At 62.8% G+C, this 25,538-nt stretch carries 27 protein-coding genes and 1 pseudogene; 9 read left to right on the forward strand and 19 right to left on the reverse strand.

All coding sequences use genetic code 11. The features are described 5' to 3' along the window. Positions 1–34: 34 nt before the first annotated feature. From CJD35_RS22505 to CJD35_RS16040, 7 genes are all read right to left on the reverse strand, one after another. Positions 35–562, reverse strand: coding sequence for a hypothetical protein (locus CJD35_RS22505; RefSeq protein WP_157742333.1), 528 nt, complete (start codon positions 560–562; stop codon positions 35–37). Between the two features lie 96 nt (positions 563–658). Then, positions 659–1,597: a DUF2493 domain-containing protein gene (locus tag CJD35_RS16015; protein ID WP_095687235.1), complete on the reverse strand. Its 939-nt coding sequence runs from the start codon at positions 1,595–1,597 to the stop codon at positions 659–661. Between the two features lie 419 nt (positions 1,598–2,016). After that, positions 2,017–2,232 carry a DUF6117 family protein gene (locus tag CJD35_RS16020; protein WP_095687236.1) on the reverse strand — a complete coding sequence of 72 codons (216 nt, stop codon included), beginning with the start codon at positions 2,230–2,232 and terminating at the stop codon, positions 2,017–2,019. Continuing rightward, positions 2,204–3,256 carry a DUF2493 domain-containing protein gene (locus CJD35_RS16025; protein ID WP_095687237.1) on the reverse strand — a complete coding sequence of 351 codons (1,053 nt, stop codon included), beginning with the start codon at positions 3,254–3,256 and terminating at the stop codon, positions 2,204–2,206. Before CJD35_RS16025 ends, CJD35_RS16020 begins: the two co-directional genes overlap by 29 nt. Positions 3,257–3,351: 95 nt before the next feature. Continuing rightward, the gene (locus tag CJD35_RS16030; protein ID WP_095687308.1) at positions 3,352–3,810 is read right to left on the reverse strand and encodes a DUF736 domain-containing protein; all 459 of its coding nucleotides are present in this window, start codon (positions 3,808–3,810) and stop codon (positions 3,352–3,354) included. 320 nt (positions 3,811–4,130) lie between these two features. Next, positions 4,131–4,343: a hypothetical protein gene (locus CJD35_RS16035; RefSeq protein ID WP_095687309.1), complete on the reverse strand. Its 213-nt coding sequence runs from the start codon at positions 4,341–4,343 to the stop codon at positions 4,131–4,133. 120 nt (positions 4,344–4,463) lie between these two features. After that, positions 4,464–5,627, reverse strand: coding sequence for a winged helix-turn-helix domain-containing protein (locus tag CJD35_RS16040; protein ID WP_095687238.1), 1,164 nt, complete (start codon positions 5,625–5,627; stop codon positions 4,464–4,466). A 100-nt stretch (positions 5,628–5,727) separates the two neighbouring features. Between CJD35_RS16040 and CJD35_RS16045 the strand changes: the two genes are divergently transcribed. The 4 genes from CJD35_RS16045 (at position 5,728) to CJD35_RS16055 (ending at position 6,976) form a co-directional block, all read left to right on the forward strand. After that, entirely contained in the window at positions 5,728–6,135 is a 408-nt protein-coding gene (locus CJD35_RS16045; RefSeq protein ID WP_095687239.1) for an HIRAN domain-containing protein, read from the forward strand. A 90-nt stretch (positions 6,136–6,225) separates the two neighbouring features. Continuing rightward, entirely contained in the window at positions 6,226–6,501 is a 276-nt protein-coding gene (locus tag CJD35_RS16050; protein WP_095687240.1) for an HU family DNA-binding protein, read from the forward strand. A 120-nt stretch (positions 6,502–6,621) separates the two neighbouring features. Beyond that, positions 6,622–6,795 carry a DUF4186 family protein gene (locus tag CJD35_RS23450; RefSeq protein WP_276327790.1) on the forward strand — a complete coding sequence of 58 codons (174 nt, stop codon included), beginning with the start codon at positions 6,622–6,624 and terminating at the stop codon, positions 6,793–6,795. Beyond that, a complete protein-coding gene (locus tag CJD35_RS16055; RefSeq protein ID WP_276327791.1) occupies positions 6,770–6,976 on the forward strand; it encodes a DUF4186 family protein in 207 nt (68 codons plus the stop codon). Before CJD35_RS23450 ends, CJD35_RS16055 begins: the two co-directional genes overlap by 26 nt. Positions 6,977–7,028: 52 nt before the next feature. On the opposite strand, the gene CJD35_RS16060 is transcribed toward CJD35_RS16055, so the two are convergent. Continuing rightward, positions 7,029–7,292 carry an antitoxin gene (locus CJD35_RS16060; RefSeq protein WP_095687241.1) on the reverse strand — a complete coding sequence of 88 codons (264 nt, stop codon included), beginning with the start codon at positions 7,290–7,292 and terminating at the stop codon, positions 7,029–7,031. A 113-nt stretch (positions 7,293–7,405) separates the two neighbouring features. Here CJD35_RS16060 and CJD35_RS23125 point away from each other — a divergent pair, with 113 nt between their 5' ends. Further along, positions 7,406–7,807 carry a hypothetical protein gene (locus CJD35_RS23125; protein WP_244917300.1) on the forward strand — a complete coding sequence of 134 codons (402 nt, stop codon included), beginning with the start codon at positions 7,406–7,408 and terminating at the stop codon, positions 7,805–7,807. Here CJD35_RS23125 and CJD35_RS23130 read toward each other — a convergent pair. The 6 genes from CJD35_RS23130 to CJD35_RS16090 all read right to left on the reverse strand — a co-directional run bounded on the left by CJD35_RS23130 (position 7,788) and on the right by CJD35_RS16090 (position 14,399). Then, the gene (locus CJD35_RS23130; protein ID WP_244917301.1) at positions 7,788–8,195 is read right to left on the reverse strand and encodes a hypothetical protein; all 408 of its coding nucleotides are present in this window, start codon (positions 8,193–8,195) and stop codon (positions 7,788–7,790) included. The two genes, CJD35_RS23125 and CJD35_RS23130, sit on opposite strands and share 20 nt — an antisense overlap. Positions 8,196–8,216: 21 nt before the next feature. Further along, positions 8,217–8,519 (reverse strand): hypothetical protein, encoded by a 303-nt coding sequence (locus CJD35_RS16070; protein ID WP_244917302.1) that lies wholly within the window; start codon positions 8,517–8,519, stop codon positions 8,217–8,219. A 61-nt stretch (positions 8,520–8,580) separates the two neighbouring features. Further along, entirely contained in the window at positions 8,581–9,165 is a 585-nt protein-coding gene (locus CJD35_RS16075; protein ID WP_095687242.1) for a hypothetical protein, read from the reverse strand. Positions 9,166–9,220: 55 nt separating this feature from the next. Then, positions 9,221–10,411 carry a DUF932 domain-containing protein gene (locus CJD35_RS16080; RefSeq protein ID WP_095687243.1) on the reverse strand — a complete coding sequence of 397 codons (1,191 nt, stop codon included), beginning with the start codon at positions 10,409–10,411 and terminating at the stop codon, positions 9,221–9,223. A 106-nt stretch (positions 10,412–10,517) separates the two neighbouring features. Then, entirely contained in the window at positions 10,518–12,197 is a 1,680-nt protein-coding gene (locus CJD35_RS16085; RefSeq protein WP_095687244.1) for an ATP-binding protein, read from the reverse strand. A gap of 69 nt (positions 12,198–12,266) precedes the next feature. Next, a complete protein-coding gene (locus CJD35_RS16090; protein WP_244917303.1) occupies positions 12,267–14,399 on the reverse strand; it encodes a strawberry notch C-terminal domain-containing protein in 2,133 nt (710 codons plus the stop codon). Between the two features lie 132 nt (positions 14,400–14,531). On the opposite strand from CJD35_RS16090, the gene CJD35_RS16095 reads away from it, so the two are divergent. From CJD35_RS16095 to CJD35_RS16105, 3 genes are read left to right on the forward strand one after another with little or no spacing between them, the layout of a single operon-like run. Further along, a complete protein-coding gene (locus CJD35_RS16095; protein WP_008832423.1) occupies positions 14,532–15,764 on the forward strand; it encodes a site-specific integrase in 1,233 nt (410 codons plus the stop codon). Beyond that, a complete protein-coding gene (locus CJD35_RS16100; RefSeq protein ID WP_008832422.1) occupies positions 15,761–17,116 on the forward strand; it encodes a tyrosine-type recombinase/integrase in 1,356 nt (451 codons plus the stop codon). Before CJD35_RS16095 ends, CJD35_RS16100 begins: the two co-directional genes overlap by 4 nt. Next, on the forward strand, positions 17,113–18,117 hold the full coding sequence (locus CJD35_RS16105; RefSeq protein ID WP_095687245.1) for a site-specific integrase: 1,005 nt from the start codon (positions 17,113–17,115) through the stop codon (positions 18,115–18,117). The genes CJD35_RS16100 and CJD35_RS16105 overlap by 4 nt, the downstream gene beginning before the upstream one ends. Positions 18,118–18,308: 191 nt before the next feature. Here the strand turns inward: CJD35_RS16105 and CJD35_RS16110 are convergent. The 4 genes and pseudogenes from CJD35_RS16110 to CJD35_RS16130 all read right to left on the reverse strand — a co-directional run. Beyond that, positions 18,309–20,435 (reverse strand): annotated as a pseudogene (locus CJD35_RS16110) (strawberry notch-like NTP hydrolase domain-containing protein); the annotation flags it as partial. A gap of 140 nt (positions 20,436–20,575) precedes the next feature. Then, positions 20,576–22,591, reverse strand: a complete 2,016-nt coding sequence (locus CJD35_RS16115) for a ParB/RepB/Spo0J family partition protein (protein WP_095687312.1) — start codon at positions 22,589–22,591, stop codon at positions 20,576–20,578. A gap of 33 nt (positions 22,592–22,624) precedes the next feature. Continuing rightward, positions 22,625–23,512 carry a DUF7146 domain-containing protein gene (locus CJD35_RS16120; RefSeq protein WP_095687246.1) on the reverse strand — a complete coding sequence of 296 codons (888 nt, stop codon included), beginning with the start codon at positions 23,510–23,512 and terminating at the stop codon, positions 22,625–22,627. A gap of 263 nt (positions 23,513–23,775) precedes the next feature. Next, positions 23,776–24,267 carry a hypothetical protein gene (locus CJD35_RS16130; protein WP_095687248.1) on the reverse strand — a complete coding sequence of 164 codons (492 nt, stop codon included), beginning with the start codon at positions 24,265–24,267 and terminating at the stop codon, positions 23,776–23,778. Between the two features lie 77 nt (positions 24,268–24,344). Here CJD35_RS16130 and CJD35_RS16135 point away from each other — a divergent pair, with 77 nt between their 5' ends. Then, on the forward strand, positions 24,345–24,563 hold the full coding sequence (locus CJD35_RS16135; protein ID WP_095687249.1) for a hypothetical protein: 219 nt from the start codon (positions 24,345–24,347) through the stop codon (positions 24,561–24,563). A 155-nt stretch (positions 24,564–24,718) separates the two neighbouring features. On the opposite strand, the gene CJD35_RS16140 is transcribed toward CJD35_RS16135, so the two are convergent. Beyond that, positions 24,719–25,513, reverse strand: a complete 795-nt coding sequence (locus tag CJD35_RS16140) for a fructosamine kinase family protein (protein ID WP_095687250.1) — start codon at positions 25,511–25,513, stop codon at positions 24,719–24,721. Positions 25,514–25,538 lie beyond the last annotated feature (25 nt).

Raw genomic sequence — 25,538 nt, forward strand, 5'->3', positions numbered from 1 at the left:
AGGCGCGGGGCACCCCGAAGGGGGTTTCAAATCTTTAGACAATGAACAGCCTTTCTGATCGGGAAAAAGGGGCGTTGCCTCCCCAAATGAGGTCCATCGCCACGCCAGCGATTGCATCCGGGATGCACCGTGGCAATATCGACCTTGGCGGGCAGACCTTCGCAATTGTGAAGGATAACATATGCCCAAAATGAATGATCGCGAACGCCTTGCCGATCTTGAGGCAAGGGAACGAAAGCTCGCGCAAGAGGTGTTGGGCGCCCGCCGCGCTCTGCGCGGCAGATAGGCCTCGATGGTCGAAGACCTGGCCGTCGAGCAACTGAGCGAACGCGCCTTTCGCGAAATCGTGGGGCACGCAATTCGCATCGGCGGCGACCGGGCCATGGAAGCCTTGCGCGCGATCGATCGGCTTGAACCCGGCAAAATCTCGACCGGCAAAACAACCCGAAGGGTTGTCCCTGCAGCGAGCACGGCGGAGCCGCGCGCAGCTGGCCAGGATCAGCCAGGCTGATCCTGCATCGTTGCGCGACGGGCGCGGATGGAGGACGCTTGCGGCCTCCATCCGGGTCCCCGAGCGCGACGACCTTTCCCCCACTCGACAAAAAAGAGGCGGCGGAGCCGCGCGCTCCACCGCCTCTTTTCCTTTGCTCGACCTCTCCTATCGGATCGCGCGATTGTGATGCTGATCAGCGAGGGCGAAGAAATGCGCGGGGATCCCGAGCCTGCGCACCTCGCGTGCCAAATGGCTCTGCAACCCGGACCCCTGGCACACGACCGCCTCTACGGGGCGGAGCCTGAGCAGTTGCTCGTTGCGCGCGAACCCTGCCCTGTTTCCGAGTTTCCGGTCGAGGCTAAAGGGGATGAGATGACACGCGTTACGCGCCGCCCAAGCCGCCGCGATCGCGTCGCACCCCTTATCCTGCCCTGTTGTCGCGAGAACCATCGTTGGCACCCGCACCTTGATGCTATCGAGCGCTGCATAGAGAAGGCGGTGATCCTCCCAGACCTGCCCGCCGGAGAAGATCACGACTGGTCCCTTGGGCGCGCGTGCATCGATATGCCGCTTGCGCCGGGCCGCGAGGTAATCGGTCGCCGCCACCACCGATGCGGTCCGCTTGGATGAGACCAGCGAGGCGCGCGGGGCTGACCAGGGCCGTCCGGCCTCGGCATGGTAGGTAGCGGCGGCATAGTCGCGCATACACGCCAGCGCGTCCTGGGTTTCGTCGAGCGACTGGCAGAGCATCTGTGCCTCTTCCAGTTCGACGCTGCCAATCTCGCTCCCGTCATTCTGTTCAATAAGCCGACGGACGGCCATCGCCGCCTTGTCCGCTTCCCCCTCAATCTGGCCTGCAACCTTGTGGAAGCTGTGGACGATGCCCCATGCGATCCGGTCCGCCATGGCCTCCAGCCGGGTATCGCGCAGGACATCGAACAGGGTCGTGACCAAAAACTCGGTGGCCCGGGCGACCACCTCGCCATCGGGCATCGGCGCATGGATGACGTCGTCTCCGCGCGCGATACGGTAGCTGTCGGTCGTTTCGATAAAGGCGTCGGCGAAGCGATCCAGGGTTGCGTCGCGGTCAGTCATATTCAGCATGGGGAACCTCCTTCATTTGCTCTTCAAGAGGTTTCCTCTTCCACACGGGCTCGCCTCGGCGGGGTCAAGGATCGTGGCGCAGCCACGACCGCGAAGCGGCGATGGGGGTCACGATTTTTTCTCGCGCGCACCGCCGCAGCGATGGCGCGCAGGTGCCCGCCCGCGAGAAAAAATGGTGGGGCCCCGTCGTCCTTGAGGCCGCCGGGGTTTCCCGTGTAAACTCATCCCGCTTGTTGAGAGAAGAAGAGAGGCAGCCTCCATGGGGGCTCGATGCCCCCATGGAGGCTTGGGTCCAGACGCAACGCTCGCCCAACAGACCCTGAACCGACGGTGTTCCCTCTCCCATTGGATTAAAATAGGGACCGGCAGCTAAGGTGCTGCCGATCCCTTGGAGAACTACCCGGTCGATCTTATCCGCTTCAAATCGGCGGGACATAGGCATCATAAGGATTGCCTTCGACGAGATGACCGAAGGGGGTCATTACATAATCCGAACCATCACGGCCGACGGCACAGATGACGAAACGCGGCTCACCGGTCTGCGTATCCTGGCATTCCATGAGGGCGAGATTGCCATCCCCTGCCGCGCGCAGGAGGGTCTGGAAATTAGTGCGCAGATTGTCGGGAATAGCCATGTGCCGCCTCCCCCCTATTGCTCGCCTGACGACGTTGCCGCACCAGCACGGGTGTGTCGGCCGCCTGATCCGCTCGGTGGAAGGCGTGGATCGGGACATCGGCCTCCCGCAGCAACTGGTAAAGATTTGCCTGGACCCCAGACCCCTCGCAAAGCAGCGCCTCGACGGGCTTCAGTTCTATAATTTTGCGGTTCCGCTTGAAGGCGGTTTTCCTCCCCGAGCCGTACAGCCCGTAGACCACGACCGGGACGCTTATTTCCGTTCGCGCCGCCCAGGCCGCAGCGATCTGGTCGACGCCCCGCCTTTGTCCGGTGGTGATAAGGGTCATGTGCGGGATGCGCGCCTTGATGAGATCGAGCCGGTCCCAGATGAGTTTCCAGTCGTGCCAGTCGGCAGGTCCGGTCACGACCACGATCGGCCCCTGCGGCATATGCTTTTCGCGTATGGCAAGGGTCCGTGCACGCAGGAAATCTAGCGCCGCGATCTGGCTCGCGCTTGATGCGGTCGACGCCCGGGTGCCGCGCGCAGGCGACCATGGCCATCCCGACAGGGCACGATACATTTCGGCGGCATAGTCACGCATGCACTCGATCGCATCGCGCTGTTCGGCGATCGACTGGCAGAGAAGCTGTTTCTCCTCCAGGGAGGTCGTGTACACTTCGCTGACGTCCGGCTCGCGGGCAAGTTCGCCGACCTCCTGCGCAAGCCGGTCCTCCTGTCGTTCGAGCTTTCCGGCGACGAAGTGGAAGCTGTTGACGATGCCCCAGGCGATTTCGGGGGCAAGCGTCTCAAGCCGGGTATCGCAGAACAGATCGAAGATGGCGGCTACAATCCCGCCGCATTCTGCCTGCGAGGCGATGGGTTCGGGCATCTCATGCTCAGCCGGTTCTTCACCCGGCGAGACAATCGTGAGGCCAAGCGGGTCACCGAAGGCTGCCTGAAATTCAGGGGTGGCAGTCATCTGGGCATAGAGGGTGGGCAGATCGGCAAAGCGATCGATGCTGCTGCGCGGGGCGCTAGCCATGGCGCGGTCCTTTCACGATTGAAGGAAGGAAGCTGGACGAAAAACGGCCGGGAAAGCGTATGCTCTCCCGGCCCATATTGGTTTCGCCAGGGTTCTTAGTAGGGAACCTCGTCGTCGAGATCGTTCCTGCCCATCAGCGAGCCATCGGCCCCGGCAGTGCTTTCACCGAAGCCGGATTGCCCGCGCTCGTCATAGGAGCGCTGCGACGCCCCGAAGCCACCGTTGAATTCCGCGCGCAGCGTCTCACGGCGCCAGGCGATGGTGTAGCCGCCGTCTTCGGTCGGGAAGAGAGCGACAGGCAGCGGTTCGGGAAGGCCCGGATCGTCGACCGAACCGGCAAGGAAAGCTTCCCCGGTCTTCTTCGAAGCGGCTTCCCAGAGCGCACCGATCTGAACCCAGCGCCGTGCGACATTGAGCGTGAGGATTTCGTACAGCGGCGCGCGGTCGCTCGTGCTTTCGACCTTGCGCAAACCGATGCGCGGCAGGTCGATGGTGCGCGTGGCTATTGAGCCCGTCAGACGACCATTCACATTCTGGACTTCACCGATATTCATGACTTCTACTCCTTGGATGATGCCGCTCTCGACCATTCGAAAGTGGCACCCTCCAAAATCCTCCTCCCCTCTGGTCCCTGCCCGCGCGCCACGCACTGCCCTCCCAAGAGGGCACGACCTCACCGCGACCGCGCCCTCCGACCCCTCGACAGCGCGCGCGATAGGTGGCCACGGGCGTGATCACCGACGAAAGATATGAAGCCAAAGGTGCCGCGCGGTGCGGCGCACAGGGAGACGATCAGGGATCGACGCTTGCAAGGCGCGATCCCGTAGGGGACGGAGCAACGTCCCCTCAGCCCGCCAGAGGGATAAGATGACTGTCAGTCCGGTCTGCCGATAAGAGCGATATGCGCCGAGCGCATATAGTGATGAAGCTCGACGCCGCCGGGCATCAGGCCGTCCGCCAGCGCCTTCATGTCGGTCAGATCCGACTCCGCTTTGAACGGTCCATCCTCCTGGCTCTCGATCGTGAGAATGCCGATGCACAGGGCCTTCTTCACCAGGTGCAGATCGCGTCCTTCAAATTCAGCCATGACGAGCTCCTCCGCGCCAATGCGCGGCACTTCATAAACCTTTCGAGGCCGCCTTTCGACAGTTTTCACGCGGGCAAGAACGATCCCACCCGGCTTGAAAATCGCTCAGAACCTGCGAGGTCAGATAATGGGCGCGACCAACTCCAGTTTGAGCCACTGAGCGAGAAGCCCCAATTCCGCAGCGAGTTGGTCATGCGTGTCTGCCGGGGCACCAGATTCCATATGGACAGATTGCACAAGCAGCCGTCCCGATTTCCTGTCTGCCTTGAGATCGGTCCGCGCCACGATCCGGTCACCCAGCAGGAAGGGGAGATCATAATAGCCGTGGGACCGCTTGGGCGCCGGGGTGTAGATGCCGATACGGTAGTGGAAGTCGAACAGCTTTTCGGTTCTGGATCTCTCCCAGATCAGCGGATCGAAGGGCGAGAGGAGCGCCCGCGCGGTCATCCGGCGCGGCGCCTGGGCGTCGCGATGCAGGAACATCACCTGCGACATACCCTCCACCGTGACGGGAATGAGTGCCCCCAAGTCCTGCAGATCCTGGATGGCGTCGCGGGCCTCATCGGGCTTCAGCCGGAAATAGTCCCGCAGATCAGCGACGGTCGCGATGCCGAGCGCCCGGGCGGATTGCTCGATGAGCGCGCGCTGGGCGTCGCGTGGCTCCGGTGTCGGGATGGCGAGGATGTCGAGCGGAATGACGCGCTCGGTCAGATCATAGACGCGCTCGAAGCTGCCACGGCGGGTGGCCGTGGTGACGTGCCCGGCCCAGAAGAGCCATTCGAGCATCTGCTTTGCCTCGCCCCACTCCCACCAGCCCGATCGATTGCGCGCGCCCTCAAAATCGGAGGCCGCAAGCGGGCCGTCGGTCCTGAACCGCGCGAGCAGCGTCTCCGCTTCGCCGCGCCGCTCTCCGGCAAAGGCGCGCAGTCCCTTCCACCCCGCCTCGCCCCGATCGGCGCGCGCCATCCGCCAGCGCAGCAAGGGATGGTAGTCCATCGGCAGAAGCGAGGCTTCATGCGCCCAATATTCGAACAATTGCCGGTCACGGGCCTTCCCCCAGGCGGCCTGGTCGAGCCAGTTCCGGTCATAATCGCCCAGGCGCGAATAGGCCGGCATATAGTGGGCCCGCGCCAGAACATTGACGCTGTCGATCTGATGCAGCCCGAGGCGCGCGGTCGTTCCTCGCACATGGGCCTTGCTGACGCTTGCAGGCCGGGATTTTCCGAAACCCTGTGCGGCAAGGGCAATGCGCCGGGCCTCGCGGAACGATATGCTGTCAGTCATGCCGCCCTTTGCTAGACCAGGGAGGGAGACAATGACATCAACGATCGGGAAGCTTTGCAGGCGCTTGGCCGAAAGAGCTCGCCGACCTATCGATGCTGCCATGAGTCGTCCCGACATGAGCCTCGCCGTCGTCGGCGCCGTCCACGAGAATAAGGACCGCAGCAACCGCCTGTTCGAGATCCGGCTTTGCGTCCCGGGCGAACCCGTCGATCTCGCACCGGAGCCAAAAAACCCGTTCGATCCGTCGGCCATCGCGGTCTGGAGCACGCGCGGCGTTCAAATCGGCTATCTTTCGGCGGAGCGCTGCGGCTGGATCGGGTCGCGCATGGCGCAGGGCGAGGAGATCCGCGCCATCTTCCAAGAAGCGACCAAGGGCGGCGCTATCATCCGCATCAGCTTTTCGAGCAGTGATCCGATACTGCCCCCGGCACGCCCGCGCGAGCCGGAGCTGCGTCCCTTTGATGAGGATAGCGACTTCTACCCGGACTATATCCCGCCTGACGATTAACGCGCACCGCCGAAATCCCTGTGAAAATGGCTGTTGCACGGTCCGCGCTGCCGCTATTGCGGGCGCCTCACTTCTTGAGAAGGATATCCAATGAACAATAGCGATCTGGCTGAAGCACTGGCCGCCGAGCATGGCGTCACCAAAGCCGATGCCCGCAAGCTGGTCGACTCGGTCTTCGCGAACATCGCCGGCGCCGCGGCGAAGGGCGAGGAAATTTCGCTGAACGGGTTCGGCAAGTTCAAGGTCAAGGACCAGCCCGCCCGGGAAGGCCGCAATCCCTCGACCGGCGCGACGATCCAGATCGCCGCGTCGAAGAAGCTCGCCTTCACGCCTGCCAAGGCGGTCAAGGATCAGTTGAACGGCTGATCGTTCCGGCGCTCCGCGCGGAAAGCGCGGGGCGCCTCCCGTCAGGCACCATCAGGAAAGTATAGGTCCCTGCATCGATGAACGATGCAAGATCGTGGCGGCACTCTATATGCCAACGCCATGGACGACCTCGCCCCGCTCTTCGCTCGCCTTGGCCGATCGGCGTTCCGATCGCGGTTCCAGTTGAACGCGAAGGAACAGGCCTATCTGGCTGAGCGTGGCCTCGATACGATCCTCGCCCATGGGCTAAGACTTCATCGCCCAGCGGTTGGCGCCGGCCCTGCCGCTCAATGACGGCAAACAGACGCCGATGCGTGGACATCCGGTCTTCGTGGCCCAGCATGCAACGGCAACCTGCTGCCGCACCTGCCTCGCCAAATGGCACGGCATTGGCGCCGGTCAGTGGCTGGGTGCCCAGGAACAGGGCTATATCGTGGCAGTCATCAAGCATTGGCTTCGCGATCGCCAACCGTGACGGAAAAATGGCCCGATCATCGCTGGGATGACCGGGCCAGAAAGATGCCTCGTCAGCGAGAGCCTCGAACCTTCTCTGTGCCGAGTTCGTCGTCGACAATCGAACCAAAATCCTTGTCGGACAGGCTGCCGGCTTGCCCTTGCGCAATCCGCTTCTCCAAAAGCGCCTTAAGCTCGAGCCAGGGTTCATCATCCCCCGCGTCGACGGGAAAGAGGCGTTCGATCGCATATTGCTCGATCGTCTTGTCCTGCAACGCCACCAAAGCCTTCAGCCTCTGATGCTGCTGCTCGGTAATATCTATCGTCAGGCGACGCATGGTGCCCTCGCAAATCTCACTACAAACCCACACTCGTACAATAAGGGTTTATTGTTACATCAGCCATCGAGGTTGGTTAGACGCACCATATAATGCGGCGAACATCCCTGCCCGTGACCAAGATGAGTTCGGCAGGCGTCGACGATCCGCTCCCAGATATGCGCGGGCATGTCGCAATCGCTGCCTTCGCCGCTGAGGCTGGGATCGACCATGACGATCACGTCCGACCATTCATCTGGCTCGCCGCCGCGATGCCATGTGAATTTGGGCTGCGCACCGCCGAGCCAGTGTCTGAACGCCGGGTCGCGGAAATATTCCGGCGCATTAATCAGCAGGCTCCGGCCGATATGCGGGCGATCCGAAGGGTCATCCGCTGGCAGGGCAGCAGGCGACGTGGTGCTGGCGGTTGGGCGTTGCAGCGCTACGCGCAGGGCCTCGCCGGTGGACTGAATGTCGACCCGGTCGGCAAAGATGACGCAGCGTCCCCCGCCAAATTCACCCGGGCGCGCCCGTGAACAGGTGACAGCCCATTCGAAACTGACCGGCGCCTTGGCGAGCGAGACCTGGCAGCATCGCCGGACAAGTTCGGCGATGCTGCCAGGGCTGGAAATCGACCGTGCCGGAAATCATGGGGGTCGAGACGGTCGGCTCCTCGAAGCTGTTTCCTCCGGTGAGGTCAGCCCGCAGGATCGGAAACGTCGCATCGTCGAATATGGTGAGGAAGCCACTCCAGGGGTCGTCGACACCCGATGGCGGGAATGCCTTCAGAAATTCCTGGCTCGGCGCGGGCGGCTCCAGGTCACAGTTCAGATCGTCTGCAGCGTTGAACGCCTCCTCCAGCAGCGCCATCTCGGCATTGGTACAGCAGAAGGTGAAACAGCCGGAAACATAGGTATCGGCCATAGCGTCAGCCTTTTCCATCAATTAGAAGTGGGCGGGGGCGGCCGCAGCGCCGATCAGGTAGCGCAGCTTCGCCCATGCGGCATCCTCGCCTGCCCGGACGCCCCGGTTGAGGCCGCGGGCGTAGAGGCGGAAGGCAATGGCGGCCATTTCGGGCGACGCTTCGGCGGGGATGAATTCGAGAAAATTCTCCTCGTCATCCCTCAACTCCAGCATGCCGCTGTGCCCCGCGATGCGCGTGAGGGCGACACGGGCAGAAGAATTGAGCTGCACGAGGCGCGCATTGAAGCGTTCGATGAGCGGATCGTCGGGTATGGAAATGGTCATGGGATCGCTCCTCATGGGAGTGGGAACCGGCATTTTTAAAAGGGACAGTCGTCCGGCGACATCAGCCGGGACCGGCATGGTCGGACGCGAGCCATGCGGCGGCGGAATCCTCGAGCGAATGGGTCAGGAACAGCCCGAAGCAAAATTGCTGAAAGACACTGTCGCCGCACAGGTCAGGCGTCCCGATTTTGGCTGCAAGGTCGATTTCGAACCGCTCTGGCGGCGTGACCTGTTCTGCGGGAACCCAGGTCGCCAGGTCATCGCTCTCGGCGCCGCAGAGATCGCATGTGGTGCAATCAAAGATGCCCGTCACTTCCCATTGCTGGCTTTCAACGTCCCAGCGGACAGCGGCGTCCCGAACGATCGAATCCGATCCGCAATGAACGCAGACCGGCTTCAGCCGACCCGCGAGCGGGGCCGGATCGGGATCGTCCGGGTCGGGCGCGATGAATTCGACGGTGAAGCTGAGCTCGGGTATCCGCACATCATGATAGGTGCTGGCCTCCGCAGCGGCATGGACCGCCGCCGAGACATCGGCGCCGTCGGGCACTTCGACATCGATGGTCTCGCTGGCATAGCATTCACCGGCGCTGAAATATTGGATGCGCACCGCAAAAAGGCGCGTGGAAACGGGCGTCGTCGCCATTGTGGTTCTCCTAAAAATGGTGAAGGGGCCGGCACGAACGTCCGGCCGGACAAGGTCAGCGGGCGCGTTCCATCAGCTTGCGCGCCTTGGATTCGAGGTCGAGGCGGCCATCCTGGTGCGGCCGGCTGCGGGCGATCGCGGTGATGCCCTGCACAAAATCATAAACCGAGGCGGGAGGATGGCCCTCTTCGGCCAGGACGGTCGCGATGATCTTCCCGGTTTCGGCCTTCGAGAAGCCCTCCTTGCGCAGGAAGGTCTCACGGTCCTCATCCTTGCGCGCGACGATCTTCGTGCGAGCGGCCGCAATGCCGTCGATGAAGGATCGGGGCGAACTCTGCGCGAAATGTTCGAGCGCCGGGGCGCCCTCATGCGCGAAACGATTGGCCGCGAATTTGGAGTGACGGATGTTGATTTCCTGGAAATTTTCTACGCCCCAGAGATTCCGGTTCTGACACACGGCGCGCAGGTAAAAGGTTGCTATTCCAAGGGACTTGGATCCGACTTCCGAGTTCCAGGTGTAAAATCCGCGAAAGTAGAGATCGGGTTCGCCATTGGGCAATCGACCCGCTTCGATGGGATGGAGATCGTCGACGAGAAACAGGAAGACATCGCGATCCGACGCATAGAGGGTGGTCGTGTCATGCGTGATGTCGACCATGGGGTTGTAGGTCATCGCGCCCCAATCGAGCACGCCGGGCACCTTCCAGCGCGTGTCGCCGGTGCCGTTGCCCGCGATCTTCATCACGGCTGCAACCAGTTCATGATCCCAGATCCGCCCATAGTCGGGACCCGTGACCGCGCGCAGTTCGCTGCGGCCATCGCTCGACTGGAGCAGCTTCACATGTTCGCCCGAATGCGAGATCAGGCCGTGCTGCAGATTGATACCGGCGAGCGCGGCCGGGAGTTGGCGCAGATAGGCCGCCGGCGCGCCGACGAGGCTGCAGAGCTGGCCGAAGGACCAGTTGGTCGGCGCGACCGGCGCTTCGTCGCCCGGCATCAGCAGCGACAGACGCTCGGGTTCGTCACTGCGTGCTTCCACCCGGACGTTGCGGCTCTCGACGATTCGGGTGGTTGCGCGGTCGGCGCGCGTCCGAACGCTGTCGTAAAGCTCGCCGAGCGAGAGAAAGCGCTCGTCCTGCGGACGGCTGAACCATTCGGACGAAACGCGGGAGATGTTCGTTCCGCGCGAGATGTCTACGCGATACGGGCGGACACCCGCACGATCGGTTGCGGTGATGGCAGTCATGGGAACCTCCAGGGCTGTGGGGATGGGCGAAATGCGCCGGGCCTCTGCCCCCGCATCGCAACCCCTCCCTTCCCCCTTTCCTCCTTGCCGCCGCGCGGAGCCGGGATCAGCGTCCCTGCTGTTCCGACACGGGAAGGTCAGTGATTTCGATCCTGGTCGGGTCAGCGCCCAGATAGATGGTGATCGTCCGGCCCTGCGGCACCAGCCAGCGCAGATGTTTGGAGACGACCGCGCCGCAACGGGTGATCAGCGCTTCATCGGCGTCGAGGAGCTGCTCTATCGCCAGTTGCCGCGCGTCGAGCAGGAAACGGTCGTGCTGGGTGTCCCAGCTATCGGCGTCACTATCCCGATGGGCCTCGAAGCAGATGGCTTCCAGCAGGTCGGTCAGGTCATCGACGTCCATCGTGCAGGCCGGCGTCAGGAAAATCGCCGCGTCCTCGACCTCGAAGTCGAGGCAGCTATCATAGGAGATGAAGATATCGGCGGCCAAGCGGACGATCTTGTTCGCATCATCGGGGGTCGCGATGTGCAGGAGCGCCGTGATGCTGTCCGCGCGTCCTGAATTGAGATCGGGCCGGTCGTCGGTCTCGTCGAACAGATGCTCCTTCCCGTCCTGAACGATCAGGAACTCGCACTCTTCGATTTTTGGCAGCGCATCATACCAGGCATAGCCTGCAAACCCCGGTTCCGGTTCAACCAGCGGCGTGGAAAATTCAGGATTAGCGCCAATGGCGCGCGCCAGACATTGCGCAAAGTTTGGATTATGGCAGGGCGTCAGAAGCGCGCCCTGCGCGTCGATCAGCCGTGTGGTTCCGGAGCGCGTGTATTCGCCCGTCATCGGAGACCATTGCAGCAGGCGAGGCCGCACTTCGGGCAAATCGACGCCGTGCGCCTTCGCCCGCAACCAGTCCTTATGCGAAAGGCAGTGGCCGTCGCGTTTCCCGATGGCCTTGAAGATCGCCGTCATAGAGGCGGCGCGCAATGCCTCCAGACCTGTATTCTCGATCATTTCCTTGCGCGCCGGAAGAACCAGCTGGAGCTGCGGCGCATCGATGATGTCGATCCCCACGGACCATTGGGCCGCGCGCCCACATTCGATCAGGCTGGGCAGTCGGCAGGGAACGGTGACGCCATGGAAGTTGATCCGGGGGACCTGATCAGAGAGCGTCTTCCCTGAAAACACGCCAATGCGGCAGCCAAGGGCGACCTCGATATGCTCGGCCTCCGCGAGCCAGTCCGCCCGATCCACGGGCTTGGCATTCAGCCTAACCGGCAAGGGGTAATGGCGCGCCGCCGCGGCGACCGACCAGGACAAGGCCTTCTCCCAGGCAGGACATAGCTCGAAGGATATTTCAGTTCCCGAAGCGATGTCACATGTCTGGACGGCGATAGGGGCGCTGGATTCCCAGTCATCGGGGCCGATCACCATCTTCCAGCCCGTGGCATGGCGCGGCGACCAGGATCGGATCTCGACATGGCGGCCCGCCAGACTGAACATGCCCATGCCAGCGGGGTCTTCCCGGTGGACGACCTCATCGTCCCAGCCCGACTGCCCCAGCGTGATGAGATGAGCCGGATCGTCGATCCCGGTGCCGTCATCGGCGACGCAGAGCAGCGTTCGGCCGCCTTCCGTGACGGTTGTGATGGCAACCTGGCTGGCCGCCCCGCGCCGCCCGTTCTGGAAAAGCTCATTCAGAACATCCAGCAGCGTCCCATTGAAAAGCCTGGTAATTCGGGTGATCGCCCCCTGCGAAACGGAGGTCGAGACGGTGGTCGAAAGGGTCATGAGGATTCTCCCGAAGAGCACAGCGATTAATCGCTGCGCCGATCCTCTTCCCCCTCCCTCCTGCCATGGTCAGGCAGCCCTCGACGCCGGCGCGGCCAGGACATTCCATTGCGTCCCCGTTCTCACGAGCTGGTCGACGATGGATGATGCCCGATCCGCCGGTATGAACATCCGCGTCCTGTACTGGATGACCTCGGTGAAACAGCCGATCGACTTCAGCCAGTCCCGCCGCGCGGCAGGGAAATCGCGCAGTTCAAGGCGACGGCTGTCGTTCACATGGACCCAGATAAGGCGAGCCCCGTCCATTCCCGGCACGGCCACGCCCTCGCTGCTGCGCGCACCAGCGATCATCTCGGCGGGCGAAAGGGTGATCGCCATGTCGACGCCGAAGGATCGGGTGACCTTCTCGACTCCGCTGGGCGAGATGATGCGACCGAGAACCGAATTGCCCTGGGCGTCCGTGACCCGCCAGACGCGCAGATCATCGTCGGGCAGCCGGTTCCAGACGGGGAGCAGCAGCCCGGTCGCCATATTGATGGTTTCAATGTCGATCCTGGCGCGGGCCTCTTCGACCTCGGCGTGCCAGAACGCTTCGAATTCCTGGCCGTCGATCGGCGCCCAATGGCTTTCCTTGAGGGCGCTATCCTGCATGCGTTCACGGCCCGTGGGCCGCACCAGCTCCCACATGGGAATCGCATTGCCCTCGCCGTCCATGATGCTCCAGCTCGGCCGCTGCAGTGCGACCCGGCCCGAACGTCCATTGCGGAGCCAGGAAACAGGCGCATGACCATGCTCGCGCATCAACTGACCGTAGCCGGTCGCGCGCCGCCGATAATGAAGTTCCAGACGGCTGAGCCGCGTCTCCGCGCCGGTCACGGGATCGCGGCATAGGAGCTGTTCATCGAGGAGGATGGTCCGTTCGGTCTGGAGCGTTTCCACGCCCACATCGAGGGTACCGGCCTCGCGCGCGGCGTCGATGCGCGCCTGGATGAGCGCCATATATTCCTCGAAGATGGCGTTCTGGGTTTCGATGCGCAGCGCCAGCAGCCGGTTCAGCCAGCGCTGGATCGGGGGAAGATCATCGACAAGGCCGCCGCTGTCCTTGTCGATCAGCTTGAGGCCCGTCATGTCGACAAAGGCTTTGAACGACGTGCTGGTGAGCTTGCCCCGGTGGAGCAGATGATACCATTGGACGAGCGCATCGCGGGCATAATCGCTCTCCAGATTGTCGGAAGGATCGAACAGATTTTGTCCGCCGGTCTGCCGCTGACCCCGGGTCAGGGCACCCAGGCTGTCGAGGCGCCGCGCGATCGTGCTGATGAACCGCCGTTCCCCCCGGCAATCGGTGGTGACCGGTCGGAAAACAGGGGCGCTCGCCTGGTTGGTGCGGTTGGAACGGCCCAGTCCCTGGATGGCGTTGGAAGCCCGCCAGCCCGGTTCAAGCAGGAAATGGATGCGGCGGCGATCCGCCGATTTCGAGTTGCGATCGGCATGGTAGCTGCGACCGGTGCCGCCGGCGTCGGAGAAGACGAGAATCGGCTTGGCGCCCGACATGAAGCTTTCGGCCTCGACCAGATTGCTGCGGCCACCCCGGCGTTCGACGCGCTGGCGCCCCGTTGCATCGTGGACCAGCCGCCGGGAGCGCCCGGTCACCTCGGCTATCCGGTCCGTCCCGAAATGACGAATGAGTTCGTCCAGCGCCAGGCGGATGGGCGGGAGCGAGCATAGCTGTTCGATCATCTCGTCCCGAAGCGCCAGCGCCTGCTGACAAAAGACGGGATTGCCTTGCTCGTCAATCATCAGCTCGGAGCGTTCGACATCGTCGCTTCCCTTGATGATCTTCATCATGCGAACGGGGAAAGCGGTCTTGAGGTAGTCGATCATCGCGGCCGATGGAGATAACTCAATATCCAAATTCGCCCGCTCGTCCGCTGTCAGGCTCGCGAGACGGCGATCGAGCATCGCCTCTGCCGTCGTCACCAACTGCACGATGGCGTGATGCCCGGCTTCCACCTCCTGGGTGATCGCCGCGATCAGGCTCGGCACCTTCATGGCGATCAGGAGCTGGGCGAAGAATCGCTGTTTCGCGCCCTCGAACCGGGACAGGGCGGCGCCCTTGGCCTGAGCGTTGAGCGCCTTATCCGCCATGCGATCGACGATGTTGGTGAGCGCCAGCACCTCGTCGAGATTGGCATGTATCACCTGTTATCACGAGGTCGCGATAATGTGAAGGAACGCGGCAGCGACGTGGATTCTCCTAATGCGGGGCGATGTTGCTGCGCATTATTTTGATTGCGAACCTCGGCGGTCTCTGGACCAGCTGAGGATAAAAGCATGTTGAAATTGCACGACGAGTTGATCGCCGAACTCTCGAATTTGCTCACGACGCAGAATTATAACCCGGTGGTCGTAGCGAACCATCGCCTGTACGCCCGCGCGTTTCTCGATTATCTGGCCGAGTGCGGCGTGCAGGTGGAAACTGTGACGCTGGCGCAGGTCGATCAGTATCTTGCCTATGCAGTTCAGGATTTCGAAGCCCAGTACGGGCGGCCTCCCTGTGCGCGCTGGCAGATGTTGCCCCGCACATCGATCAACAAACTGCTCCGGCTTGCCCAAGGCAAATGGCCGCCCGAGCCAGAGATGACCGAACCGGAAACCGCGTATCGGCAGGCGATCTGCTGCGAATACGAGGCATGGCTGCGCGACGAGCGCGGTCTGGCAAGCGCTTCCATCTCGGCGCTTCTGTGGGAGGCACGGAACTTCCTGCGATGGCAGTTCGAACGGGGCGGGGCGGCCAGCCTCGACACCTTGAGCATCGGGGAGGTCGATCTCTACATGGACATGCGCGCCCCTGGATTACGGCGCAAATCATTGGCCGATGTCGCTGAGCGGCTCCGGTCGGTGGTGCGGTATCTGCATCGGACGAGGCGCATCCCGATGGATCTCACGCCGCACATCATCGGCCCCATGCTCTACGCCTATGAAGACGTGCCCTCGACGCTGGACAGGCGCCAAATCGCCGCGGTGCTGGCGGCGACGAAGAAGGATGGATCGCCGCGGGGACTGCGCGATTTTGCGGTACTTCAACTGCTTGCCACATATGGGTTGCGCGAAGGTGAGATCTGTCGCCTTCGGCTTGAAGACGTGAACTGGCGCGGAGAAGCCCTGCGTATCCGTCACACCAAGACCAATGCGTACTCCTACTTGCCGCTATTGGCGCCCGTTGGTGAGGCGCTCCTCGACTATCTGCGTAATGGGCGCCCCCAGGTTGAGGGGCGGGAAATCTTCATCCGGTCCTGCGCGCCCTATATCGCAATGACAAACCTGTATGGCATGATCCGCGGGCGGTTGTCAGCCGCTGGCGTCGAGCCGCCGGGAAAGCGAGGAGCGCATGTCTTTCGCCACGCGCGGGCGGTCGAAATGCTGCGGGCGTCGGTCCCGCAAAAGATCATCGGCGACGTGCTCGGACATCGATCCACCGAATCCACCAACGCCTATCTCAAGCTGGCGACAGATGATCTCCGAGCCGTGGCGCTCGACGTGCCCGGATCGGAGGTGCTGCCATGAGCGCCTGGCACGATCCCGATCGCACGGTCATCGACGCCTTCCTGGAAAAATCGCAGTTCCGGCAGGGAAGCAGGCCGACTTATCGCTGGTTCCTTCGCAGCTTCGAGAATGTAGCCCAGCGTCATCCGGCGGTCGACCGGCAGATGCTCGAAGTCTGGCTGAAGGAAATGGAAAAACGTTGGCGAATGCCGACGCTGCTCAACCAGGTCTGCATTGTCGATCGCTTCCTCGACCACCTCGTCGAAATCGGGCTGATCGCAGATAATCCCGTTGCCGTGCTTCGCCGTCAATACAACGTCAAACAAAGCAAGCCGATCTGGCGAGCGCTGGCTTCCGCAAATCCCGACGGAGCCTTGGCCGCATTGCGACGCCCCGCGCCCTTCGGCAGCTCGCTGGGGGACTTCATGCGTGAGCATGTCGCGTTGATGCGGAGCCGGGGGTATCAGTATGAGACTCAGGCTCACTGGTTATTGCGGTTCGATCGGTTCCTCCAGGCGACCCCGGAACTGACAGGGGCATCGCTTGAGACGATGCTGGCGCGCTGGGCAACTGCCAAGCTGACCCGCAATCACGCGGCTGAATGCCAGAAGCTCGGGCGCCTCCTGACTAAGGCGCGGTATCGCCTTGATCCCAGCATCCCACCGAAACGCTTCAACGCCCGTCCCGAGCGGGAAGTGGCACGAGAGCATCGACGACCGCACATCTTCAGCCCGGCCGACGTTCGGCAGATGCTCGACGTTGCCCGCTCCTATCCGTCGCCGGACGCGCCGCTGCGGCCGATGGTTCTCTACACCATGGTGGTTCTGGCCTATTGTGCCGGACTGCGCCGTAGTGAACTCGCCGGGCTCGATCTGGGTGACGTCGATCTTCAATCAGACACGATCACAGTGCGGGAAACGAAGTTCTACAAGACCAGGATATTGCCGCTAACCGGCAGCGTCATGGCCGAATTACGGGCCTATATCGATGCAAGGCGGCGCGCTGGCGCCCCACAGGATCCTCGGTCCGGGCTCTTCTGGCACGAGCACTTCAATGATCGCTATACCCCGGTGACGGTCTCAACGATGATCACCAACGTCATGCGCCGTGCCGGGTTCAAGGCCCCGACCGGGCGGACAGGGCCGCGTGTTCATGACCTGCGCCACTCGATGGTCGTGAACCGGATCCTTCAATGGTATCGATCCGGCGTCAATCCGCAGGACAAACTGCGCTTCCTCTCCACCTACATGGGCCACCGGGACATCAACTCCACGCTGGTCTACATCACCGTCACGCAGGACCTGCTGCAGGAAGCAAGCGAGCGGTTCCGGACCGTCGGCGCCCGATGCCTCACGATGGAGGCGCGGTCATGACGAAGGGCAATCTCTTCCCCGCATTGTTGCGGGCGTTCTTTCAGGAATGGTTGGCTGAGCAACGCAGTGCATCTGTCCATACGATCCGGTCTTACCGCGACACCTGGCGGTTGTTGCTTCGGTTCATCGCGGAGCGAAAGGGCGGCGGGGTCGCGCGGATCATGCTGGCCGACGTCTCGGCCGGAGAGGTTCGCGCGTTCCTCCACCACACCGAGCATGGGCGCAGGGGCACGATCGGTACACGCAACTGCCGGCTCGCCGCGATCCGCAGCTTCTTCAGCTTCGTGGCTGACAAGGATCCCGAATACATCGCGCAATGCGCCGAGATCCTGACCGTCCCGCTCAAGCGGGAGCCTACCGTTGCACCCTGCTATCTCGAGCCGGAGGAGGTCGAAGCGATCCTTGCTCAGCCCGACCGGTCGACAATCGAGGGAATGCGCGACCACGTGCTACTCTCGTTCCTATATAACAGCGGCGCGCGCATCCAGGAGGCCCTCGACCTCTGTCCCGAGGCGATCCGGTTCGACGCACCGAACTTCGTGCGTCTTTACGGCAAGGGTCGCAAGGAACGTATCTGTCCACTCTGGCCGGAAACCGTGACGTTGCTCAGGAAGTTGTTGGAACGTCACCCGCGCGCGCCAGATCAGCGGATCTTCGTCAATCGATATGGTGAGCCGCTGGGCGCCTCGGGAGTGCGGTTCAAACTCGCCTCCTATGTAGGAAAGGCGTCAGAAACCGTGCCGTCGCTTCGGTCCAAAAATGTGACGCCGCACAGCTTCCGGCACGCGACTGCCGTTCACCTTGTCGCTGCCGGGGTCGACATCACCGTCATCCGCAGTTGGCTGGGACACGTCAGCCTCGATACAACCAACCACTACGCACAGGCCAATCTGGAGACCAAACGAAAGGCGCTCGAGCAGGTAGGGGCGCCGGCGGCGAGCAACGTGCCACCTTCGTGGAAACGAGAAGCCAGCCTGATGGAGTGGCTCGATGCCTTGTGAAATAATGTGAAGGACGTGGCGAAATGCTCAGCAGCTTTGCGGGCCTTCGCCACGTTCCTGCGCATTATCGCGACCTCGCGATAAGGCATCTTATGCGCAGCTGCGCATAAGATTGCCCAACCGTCGGCATATGCGTTATAGACCTCGATCTGCTCGGGGGTCAGGGGATGTTCGAGCGGGTCATATTCGACGCCGCTGAAGGTGAGCGCGCGCGCGGTGTAGAGGCCGAGCGCTTTGAGATCGCGCGCGACGATTTCCATCGCGGCGATCCCGCCCTTCTCGATCCCGCTCATGAAGGCGGCGCGGTCATCGAATGAGGTGCCGGGGCCCCACAGGCCGAGACGAATGGCGTAGCAGAGATTGGCGGGATCGGTGGCGCCGGTCGCCGAGACATAGAGGATGCGGGCGCGCGGCCGTAGATTCTGGAGCCGGACCCCGGCAAGCCCCTGTTCCGAACCCTTCTGGGTGCCGAACTGGGTTTCGGTGCCGGCGGCATTGGCCATCTCATGGGCTTCATCGAAGCAGATGACCCCTTCGAAATCTTCCTCCAGCCAGGCGAGCAACTGGTGCAGGCGTGACGCCTCGTCATGGCGATGGGATCGCAGCGTCGCATAGGTGAGGAAGATGATGCCGCTTTCCATCGTGATCGGGGCGCCGAAGGGAAAGGCGTCGAGCGGCTGAATATCGATGGGCAGGCCACCCAGCGCCGCCCAGTCGCGCCGGGCATCCTCAATCAGCGCGGCGCTCTTGGAGATCCAGACGGCCTTGCGCCGACAGCGCGACCATTGGTCGAGGATGCAGCCGGCGACCTGCTGGCCCTTGCCGACGCCGGTGCCGTCGCCGATGAAGAAACCCATGCGGTAGGCAACGCCAGTGGCGTCGGGCGTCAGCAGCGTGCCCGGTCCATTTGGCGCATGCCGTCCGGGAAGATCGCGTTCGAAGGCCTGCCCCGCATAGATGATCGTTTCGAGCTGGGCATCGGACAGGGCCGCCACCGCGCAGCGCGGCAGCATCGGGACATAGGTTGGACGCGGAGGGATGATCGACGACATCGCGATAGATTCAACAAGCTGGTCTGGGTGCGGCTTTGCTTGCGGGATATCCATCCGCGACAGACGCCAGGGCACGTAAATGCCGATCTGCTCGCCGGCGGGCAGCGGCGTGTCCCGTACGCTATAAGCAAGCGGTTCGACCAATCCGTCGACGGCGACGACAGGTCGAGGCTTGGGCCGCGGCATCGCGGGGCGCGCGCCCGATGCGAAGAGGGGGCGAACGGTCGCCTGTGCCGCAGGCGCGGTGATCCTTGGCCTCGCCTGATCAGGGGACGGTTCGGGCGGCAGTTCGTCGGACAGGCGGGGTGGCAGCGCCAGGATGGGCGGAAGCAGATCGTCGAGGCACTTCACGGTCAGCCTGTCAGGCGTGCCGGTCCAGTCCTTGTCATAGATGATCAGTCGGACCGAGATGCTCGTGCCATGTTTGGCGAAAGGACGGCCTTGGACTGTGATCTCGACCCGGGGCGGCACCAACGCCGCGACAGCCTCATAGCCGCTGCGCCCACTGCCATCATGGGCAAAAGCCGGGGACATGATGGCGACGCAGCGACCGCGATGCGCGAGACGGGCCAAGGCCGATCGGAGGTGGCGTGCCTCGGCATGAGGGTCCCTTCCCCTGCCTTCGCTGCGCGCGAACGGGGGATTGATGAGGACGACGGTTGGCCGCTCGCCCGGAACAAGAAGATCATCGATATATTCGGCATCGTGGCGGGCGACCTCGCGGTTCAGCGCCTGGGCGAGCAGTCCGGCCCGGACAGGATCACGTTCGTTGAGCAGAAGCGACGCCCCGGCAAGCTTTGCGAACACCGCAAGCAGCCCGGTCCCCGCTGACGGTTCCAGCACGATGTCGCCCGGCGTGATGGCGGCAGCGAGACTTGCCAGATAGGCCAGCGGAGCGGGCGTCGAGAATTGTTGCATGTCGATCTGCTGCTCGGACCTGCTGGTCTGGGTCGGCAGCCGTCCGAGCAAGTCGTTCAAGACCGCAAGCGCCTTAGCCGGCGTATTTCCCAGATCGATGGCACCGTCCAGCAGCGCGACGACCTCCGCGATCTCGAGGGCATCATAAGCCTCGCGGAGCGACCAGGCGCCGCTGGCGTCACTCGCCCCGAAATGCATTGCCATGAGTCGGGACAGGCGCTGGCGGGTGATGGGCTGTCCGGACCCGATCAGGTCGGTGAGGGCTGTTACGACGGCGGCCAGCGTCCAGACCTTCTGGTCGAGCGGATCAGAACCGGCCTCAAGGGCCGCAAGAAGCGAACGGGTCATAGGGGAACTCCAGGAAAAGCGCGGCGATCAGCGCCGACACACGCCAACGCCAACCCCACCCCCTTCCTCCTCCAGGACGCGGTCATGGCGAGCGGCAAAGGGCCGGAGCTGCGAAAACGCAGCCCCGACCCGGTCGGAGGTCAGGCGGCCTCGGAAAGCCCGTCGGCCTCGTCAGTTCCGCCCTGGTCGGTGACGTCGCTGGCCGACGGATCGTCACCACCGTCGATGGCGCGGGGCGGTTCACCATCCGGATCGAACCGCATCGCATCGGGCAGCCAGGCGAGTGCCCTCTCCTTCACGGCGGCTTCGACGATGATCTGCCCGCCGAACAGCTTTTCCGCCGAGAGCGCGAGGTCATGCTTCTTCGACGCGCCGTACCGGCTACGCAGCTCGATGCCGCCGACCTCCTCTAAGTGATCGAGGATCGTGGACTTGCTCACCCGGTCGAAATAGCGGCGGGCGGTGGGGCGCCACCAGTCCGCGACCTTGATATCGAGTTTGCGGCCGAGATAGTCGAGCATCACGCTGCCCGATCCGCCAGCCGGCACCGCGTGCAGGGTTCTGGCGATCGCCCAACCAAGCCAGGCGGCGCGGGCGTCCTCGTCCAGGGCGCAGAAGGCCTCGTAGCGATCGGTGATATCGGGCGAGTTCGCCCAGCTGCGATCAAGGCCTGCCTCCAGTTCTTCCCATTGCTCCGCCGCCGGCGTGTCACTTTCGAACCCGGCCACGCGGGAATAGGGCGCCGTGGCGCGCAGATCGCTCGGCAGATCATGGCGGAAGCCGAGCGCGGCATCGACCATGAAGAAGGTGCCGAGGTCGAGAGCGAAATGGGGATCGCTGGCGACATGCACGCGGAGCAGTTCGGTCTTCATGATCGCCATCTCGTCAGCGAGACGCTGGCTGATGGGCGATCGCGAACTGGCTTCCTCGACCGGCTCTTCGTCCTGCTCCACATCTTCCGAAAGATCACCCTCGGTTTCGTCCACTTCAGGGTCGGGTTCCGGGATGGCGTAATATTGCTCATGGAGGCGCGGCGTGCCGTCATGGCCGATCACCAGATAGGCGAGCGAGGCTGCCTTCTGATCCTCCGTAAGAACGGGTGGCCGCTCATTGAGCGCGTCATATTCCGCTTCGAGCGCCTGGATTACCTGCTGCTCCTCATCGGAATAGCCGTCTTCATCGGCATTCTCGGCGATCGCCTCGAGTTGCTGCTCGATCGCGCGCTGGCGATCTTCCTCTTCCGGGCTCAGCGGTACGGGCTTGCCCTCGATCTCGTCGAGCGCCATCACGTCCATATAGGGCACGCGTGTCTGAGAAACGATCCGCAGTTCGCCAAAGCCATTGCGGGCCTGGATCTCTTGCGCCGCCGCCTGCATCCGTTTGTCTGCGAGGCGCTCCACGATGTCGCTGTCGATCCAGTTCTCATTGGCCGCGTCCGAAAAGAGGTCGCTGTCGATGCGGCCACCGGCTGCGACATAGGCGTCCCGGCCGACCAGCAGCGCCTTCGGATCGCTGCCGCGGTAGAAGCCGGAAATCAGGCGCCGGCGAATTTCACCGCAGTTGGTCGATCCCCAGCCATCACCCAGCTCCTCGAACACGGCGGCCTGGCGTACCGGGTCGCTGATGCTGGCATAGGCCTTGGCGATATCGAGCGTGATCTCGCCGTCGGCGAGGGCTTCGAAAATGCTATCGGCAAGACCCGCTAGCCGAAGCCTGCCAAGTACGAACCGCTCGGTGACGCCGAAGCGCTTGGCGACATCTGTGGGCGTTTTCTTCTCGATTTCGATGATCGCCTGAAACGCGCGGCACTCCTCAGCGGGCGTCATGTTGAGGCGCCGCAAATTTTCGATGAGGCTGATTTCGACGGCGTCATTCTTGTCGGCCAGCACGAGGACCGGGACGGCATAGTCGGCGTCGAGCTTGCCATCCTCGATCAGCGCCTGGACCTGCCTGAGACGACGACCGCCTGCTATGATCTTATATTCATCCTTCTTGCGCGGCACCGCCAGGCCAACCAGATTCTGGATGACGCCCTTGGCAAGGATGCTGGCCTTGAGTTCTTCGTCAGCGACGGGATCGGTCCGCTTGCGGACGTTGGTCGGCGCGACCGTCAGCTTGGAAGCGGGAACGAAAATGATCGGTGGCTTCTGTGTCATGGACATTCTCCAGTGCGCGCCGCGCCCTGACCATCAAGCCGCAAGCCGCACCCCTTCCGCCTCCCCCTTTCCTCCTGCCTGCAGCATATCGTTCCAGTCGGTAAATGGTGCCGGCGGCCACAGGACCACGATCTCCCGTCCCGCCAGGGCGTAGCGTAGGCGCGCTCGATCGACCGCCCTGCGCCCGGCACGATCATTATCGGCAAGGAGGATAAGGCGGGTCACTTCCTCAGGGATAACGATCCGGTCGAGCCGTTCTGCGCCGAGCGTTGCCCAGACTGGCACGCCGAGAAGCATGGAGGCGGATAGCGCGGTTTCCACGCCCTCGGCCAATCCAAGCACCTCATTAGCAGGCGAAAGGGCCACTGCCCCGTGGCGCGGTCGACCCAATGTCCGCTTGTGCTTGATCATGGAAGCCGGGCGCCCGTCAAGATCGAGAAATATCCGCTGAAGTCCCAGAAATTGGCAGCGGTGCGTCACGGCCGCGAGGATAGCCGGCATGAAGCGAACTGACTTTCCTGCCCCGAGGGGCGTGGCAGGATGATAACGTAGCGCTGCGGATCGATACGCAATGCTTCTGCCAATCAGATAACGCTCCCCAGCTGTGCCGACTAATGGCAGCGACTGTTCCCAAATCTGACGGGCGGCGCGATCGGTACCTTTACATTGTCCTGCGATCTTGTTGGTCGGTGAGGGAGTTGATTTGATCGAAAAGTTTTCCCGCTGGAACGCATGAAATATCTCGTTGATCGTGCAGCCGGCGAAGCATTTGAAGAGAAGCGCGGAGTGACCACATCGGACGGAAAGGCTCGGCGTTTTATCGGGATGTGCGGGGCACCTGCACATGCCCCGGCCGTTTGACCACACACCACCGAATTTGCGAACCAGTCGCGCACCCATAGCATCCAGATGTGCATCCATAGGAAATCCCCGGAGAAGGTCGTTACTGATGGCTGGAACTGCCACAAGACCCCATCCTTCATGGGGCACCAATGCCCTATCCCTCTCCTTCCCCTCGAGCGATCGAGGCGGCAAGAATTATACAAGCTGACGCGTCGCCTCATCAAAAGCCGGCAATCCAAACGAGGCCGGGCAGCCGACTGGTCGGAGCGGCGCGTGAAGGAGAGCCCGGTCCCCGACGGGGAGACGCTCATACCCCTCAAAATCGTCAACGACCAACTGGCCTAAATATTGGAAATCCCGACCTCCGCCTCGAACGCGCTCAGTCCCGCCGACCCAAAAAAATGCGCGAAACCGGGCCGGGCCTCGGGAACCCCCTCCACAAACCTGGCAGGTTCGCACCGCCAGCCCTTCTTGTGCTGCTTGATCTCTGCGCGCGGCATCCACGCGATCAGCATCGGGGCACCGAGGCTTTGCGAGGTAAAATAGGGTATGGCCAGGATCATGTCATTGTGGAAGGCGGTGACGCGCCCGACATAGCCGTATCTCGCCTTGTCGGTCTTCTCGTCGGTTGAATATTTGCCCTTTACCTGAACCGGGCGGACTATCGTCGATGCGCCGGACGGTCGGCTGATGATCATGTCGAACCCCTTGTCGCGGCGTGGGAAGTAGACGTCCCAACCGGCATCAGCGAGTATGCCGGCAACATACATTTCGGCGAAATAGTCGCGGGTTTGCGGCGCCCCGGTCGATCCAGTTGCTTCGTCCGTCAGCATAACCTGTGCATTTCCGTATCCCCAATCAAAACAGCATCCCCTCAAGATCGGCCAATGTGTCGCACGGCGGTATCCCGATGGCCATCGGCCAATATTCCGGCGATTATCCAGTCACGGCAAAATCTCCCCTGGAGCGCGCCGCCCGCGCACTTTGCAGCTTCGATGGCAATGGCCAGAACATCAAGTTCGAAGGCAAGCCCATGTGGCAAAGCTATCTGCCGCAGGCGCGTGCGACGCTTGAAGCCATCAAGGATCCTGGCCCTGCCTTGTTGGAGGCCGGCCACGAGCAGATTTGATCGAAGGCTTCAAGATTGGTATGCAGGTCGCGGGCTGGACCTGGAACCGCATGGTCGGCGCGATCCTCGAGGATGAATAAGATCCACGGCTGACGCGAGATCAGGCCGCGACCGATGACGAAACGCTTTCATCAATATTCGCCAGAAAGGCGGATTCAGAATCCCAGTTCGCCAAGACAGGCCCCCACCTGCCGGGCATAGGCGTCCCCGAACAGGCGAAGATGGACCAGAAGCGGCCAGAGCCGATAGACAGGCTGGCGCTGCTCCCAGCCTGCCTCCAGGCCACAAGCCTCGAAAAAGGCGGCTGGTGGATTATCAAACAGGCCGAGCATGGCACAATCAACCTCCCGATCGCCATAATAGGAGGCAGGGTCGATCAGCCCGGCAACATGGTCGCCGTTGAAGAGGATATTTCCCGACCACAGATCGCCATGGAGGAGCGAGGGCACCGGCTTGTCCGGAATAAGATCGCCCACTCGATCGCAAAGCGCCGAAATCCGTCCGCCTACGACGAAACTGACATAGGGCAGATGGCAGCGCAGCCGCTGATCGGCCCAGAAGGTGGCCCAGTTCGAGGCCGGGCGGTTGCAGATTGTGACAGGTCCGAAGGCATAGTCCTCCTCCCAGCTATAATGGGTGCTGCTTCGGCCATGCAGAATGTCCAGTATCTCGGCAAGCTCCGCCCAGGAGCGTACGCCGCCACGCGAAGAGGGAAGATCTTCCATGATGAGGAGATCACCATCCTGTGCGATCATGCCAGGCACTGGTACATTGCGAAGCGCCATGTGCCGCAACATGCGCGCCTCGATCGCAACACTTGGCGCCTGTTTCGCGATGGCCGTGTCGCCATTGCCGAGATCGAGCCGGAAGACGGTCGAAAGGTCGCCGCCGGAAAGGCGACTGACCGCGCGCACCTGGCGGCCCAGAAGGGTAGAGGCGCGTATCAGCATGACAGGGACAAAGCTCCCCTCAAAC

Origin of the sequence: Sphingobium xenophagum (assembly GCF_002288285.1) — a bacterium.
Taxonomy (GTDB): domain Bacteria; phylum Pseudomonadota; class Alphaproteobacteria; order Sphingomonadales; family Sphingomonadaceae; genus Sphingobium; species Sphingobium xenophagum.

What these genes read in the sequence shown, in the direction of transcription:
- CJD35_RS22505 (WP_157742333.1), bottom strand. Translation starts at nt 562, where the DNA reads ATGGAGGCCGCAAGCGTCCTCCATCCGCGCCCGTCGCGCAACGATGCA.
- CJD35_RS16015 (WP_095687235.1), bottom strand. Translation starts at nt 1,597, where the DNA reads ATGCTGAATATGACTGACCGCGACGCAACCCTGGATCGCTTCGCCGAC.
- CJD35_RS16020 (WP_095687236.1), bottom strand. Translation starts at nt 2,232, where the DNA reads ATGGCTATTCCCGACAATCTGCGCACTAATTTCCAGACCCTCCTGCGC.
- CJD35_RS16025 (WP_095687237.1), bottom strand. Translation starts at nt 3,256, where the DNA reads ATGGCTAGCGCCCCGCGCAGCAGCATCGATCGCTTTGCCGATCTGCCC.
- CJD35_RS16030 (WP_095687308.1), bottom strand. Translation starts at nt 3,810, where the DNA reads ATGAATATCGGTGAAGTCCAGAATGTGAATGGTCGTCTGACGGGCTCA.
- CJD35_RS16035 (WP_095687309.1), bottom strand. Translation starts at nt 4,343, where the DNA reads ATGGCTGAATTTGAAGGACGCGATCTGCACCTGGTGAAGAAGGCCCTG.
- CJD35_RS16040 (WP_095687238.1), bottom strand. Translation starts at nt 5,627, where the DNA reads ATGACTGACAGCATATCGTTCCGCGAGGCCCGGCGCATTGCCCTTGCC.
- CJD35_RS16045 (WP_095687239.1), top strand. Translation starts at nt 5,728, where the DNA reads ATGAGTCGTCCCGACATGAGCCTCGCCGTCGTCGGCGCCGTCCACGAG.
- CJD35_RS16050 (WP_095687240.1), top strand. Translation starts at nt 6,226, where the DNA reads ATGAACAATAGCGATCTGGCTGAAGCACTGGCCGCCGAGCATGGCGTC.
- CJD35_RS23450 (WP_276327790.1), top strand. Translation starts at nt 6,622, where the DNA reads ATGGACGACCTCGCCCCGCTCTTCGCTCGCCTTGGCCGATCGGCGTTC.
- CJD35_RS16060 (WP_095687241.1), bottom strand. Translation starts at nt 7,292, where the DNA reads ATGCGTCGCCTGACGATAGATATTACCGAGCAGCAGCATCAGAGGCTG.
- CJD35_RS23130 (WP_244917301.1), bottom strand. Translation starts at nt 8,195, where the DNA reads ATGGCCGATACCTATGTTTCCGGCTGTTTCACCTTCTGCTGTACCAAT.
- CJD35_RS16070 (WP_244917302.1), bottom strand. Translation starts at nt 8,519, where the DNA reads ATGACCATTTCCATACCCGACGATCCGCTCATCGAACGCTTCAATGCG.
- CJD35_RS16075 (WP_095687242.1), bottom strand. Translation starts at nt 9,165, where the DNA reads ATGGCGACGACGCCCGTTTCCACGCGCCTTTTTGCGGTGCGCATCCAA.
- CJD35_RS16080 (WP_095687243.1), bottom strand. Translation starts at nt 10,411, where the DNA reads ATGACTGCCATCACCGCAACCGATCGTGCGGGTGTCCGCCCGTATCGC.
- CJD35_RS16085 (WP_095687244.1), bottom strand. Translation starts at nt 12,197, where the DNA reads ATGACCCTTTCGACCACCGTCTCGACCTCCGTTTCGCAGGGGGCGATC.
- CJD35_RS16095 (WP_008832423.1), top strand. Translation starts at nt 14,532, where the DNA reads ATGTTGAAATTGCACGACGAGTTGATCGCCGAACTCTCGAATTTGCTC.
- CJD35_RS16100 (WP_008832422.1), top strand. Translation starts at nt 15,761, where the DNA reads ATGAGCGCCTGGCACGATCCCGATCGCACGGTCATCGACGCCTTCCTG.
- CJD35_RS16105 (WP_095687245.1), top strand. Translation starts at nt 17,113, where the DNA reads ATGACGAAGGGCAATCTCTTCCCCGCATTGTTGCGGGCGTTCTTTCAG.
- CJD35_RS16115 (WP_095687312.1), bottom strand. Translation starts at nt 22,591, where the DNA reads ATGACACAGAAGCCACCGATCATTTTCGTTCCCGCTTCCAAGCTGACG.
- CJD35_RS16120 (WP_095687246.1), bottom strand. Translation starts at nt 23,512, where the DNA reads ATGGATGCACATCTGGATGCTATGGGTGCGCGACTGGTTCGCAAATTC.
- CJD35_RS16130 (WP_095687248.1), bottom strand. Translation starts at nt 24,267, where the DNA reads ATGCTGACGGACGAAGCAACTGGATCGACCGGGGCGCCGCAAACCCGC.
- CJD35_RS16135 (WP_095687249.1), top strand. Translation starts at nt 24,345, where the DNA reads ATGGCCATCGGCCAATATTCCGGCGATTATCCAGTCACGGCAAAATCT.
- CJD35_RS16140 (WP_095687250.1), bottom strand. Translation starts at nt 25,513, where the DNA reads ATGCTGATACGCGCCTCTACCCTTCTGGGCCGCCAGGTGCGCGCGGTC.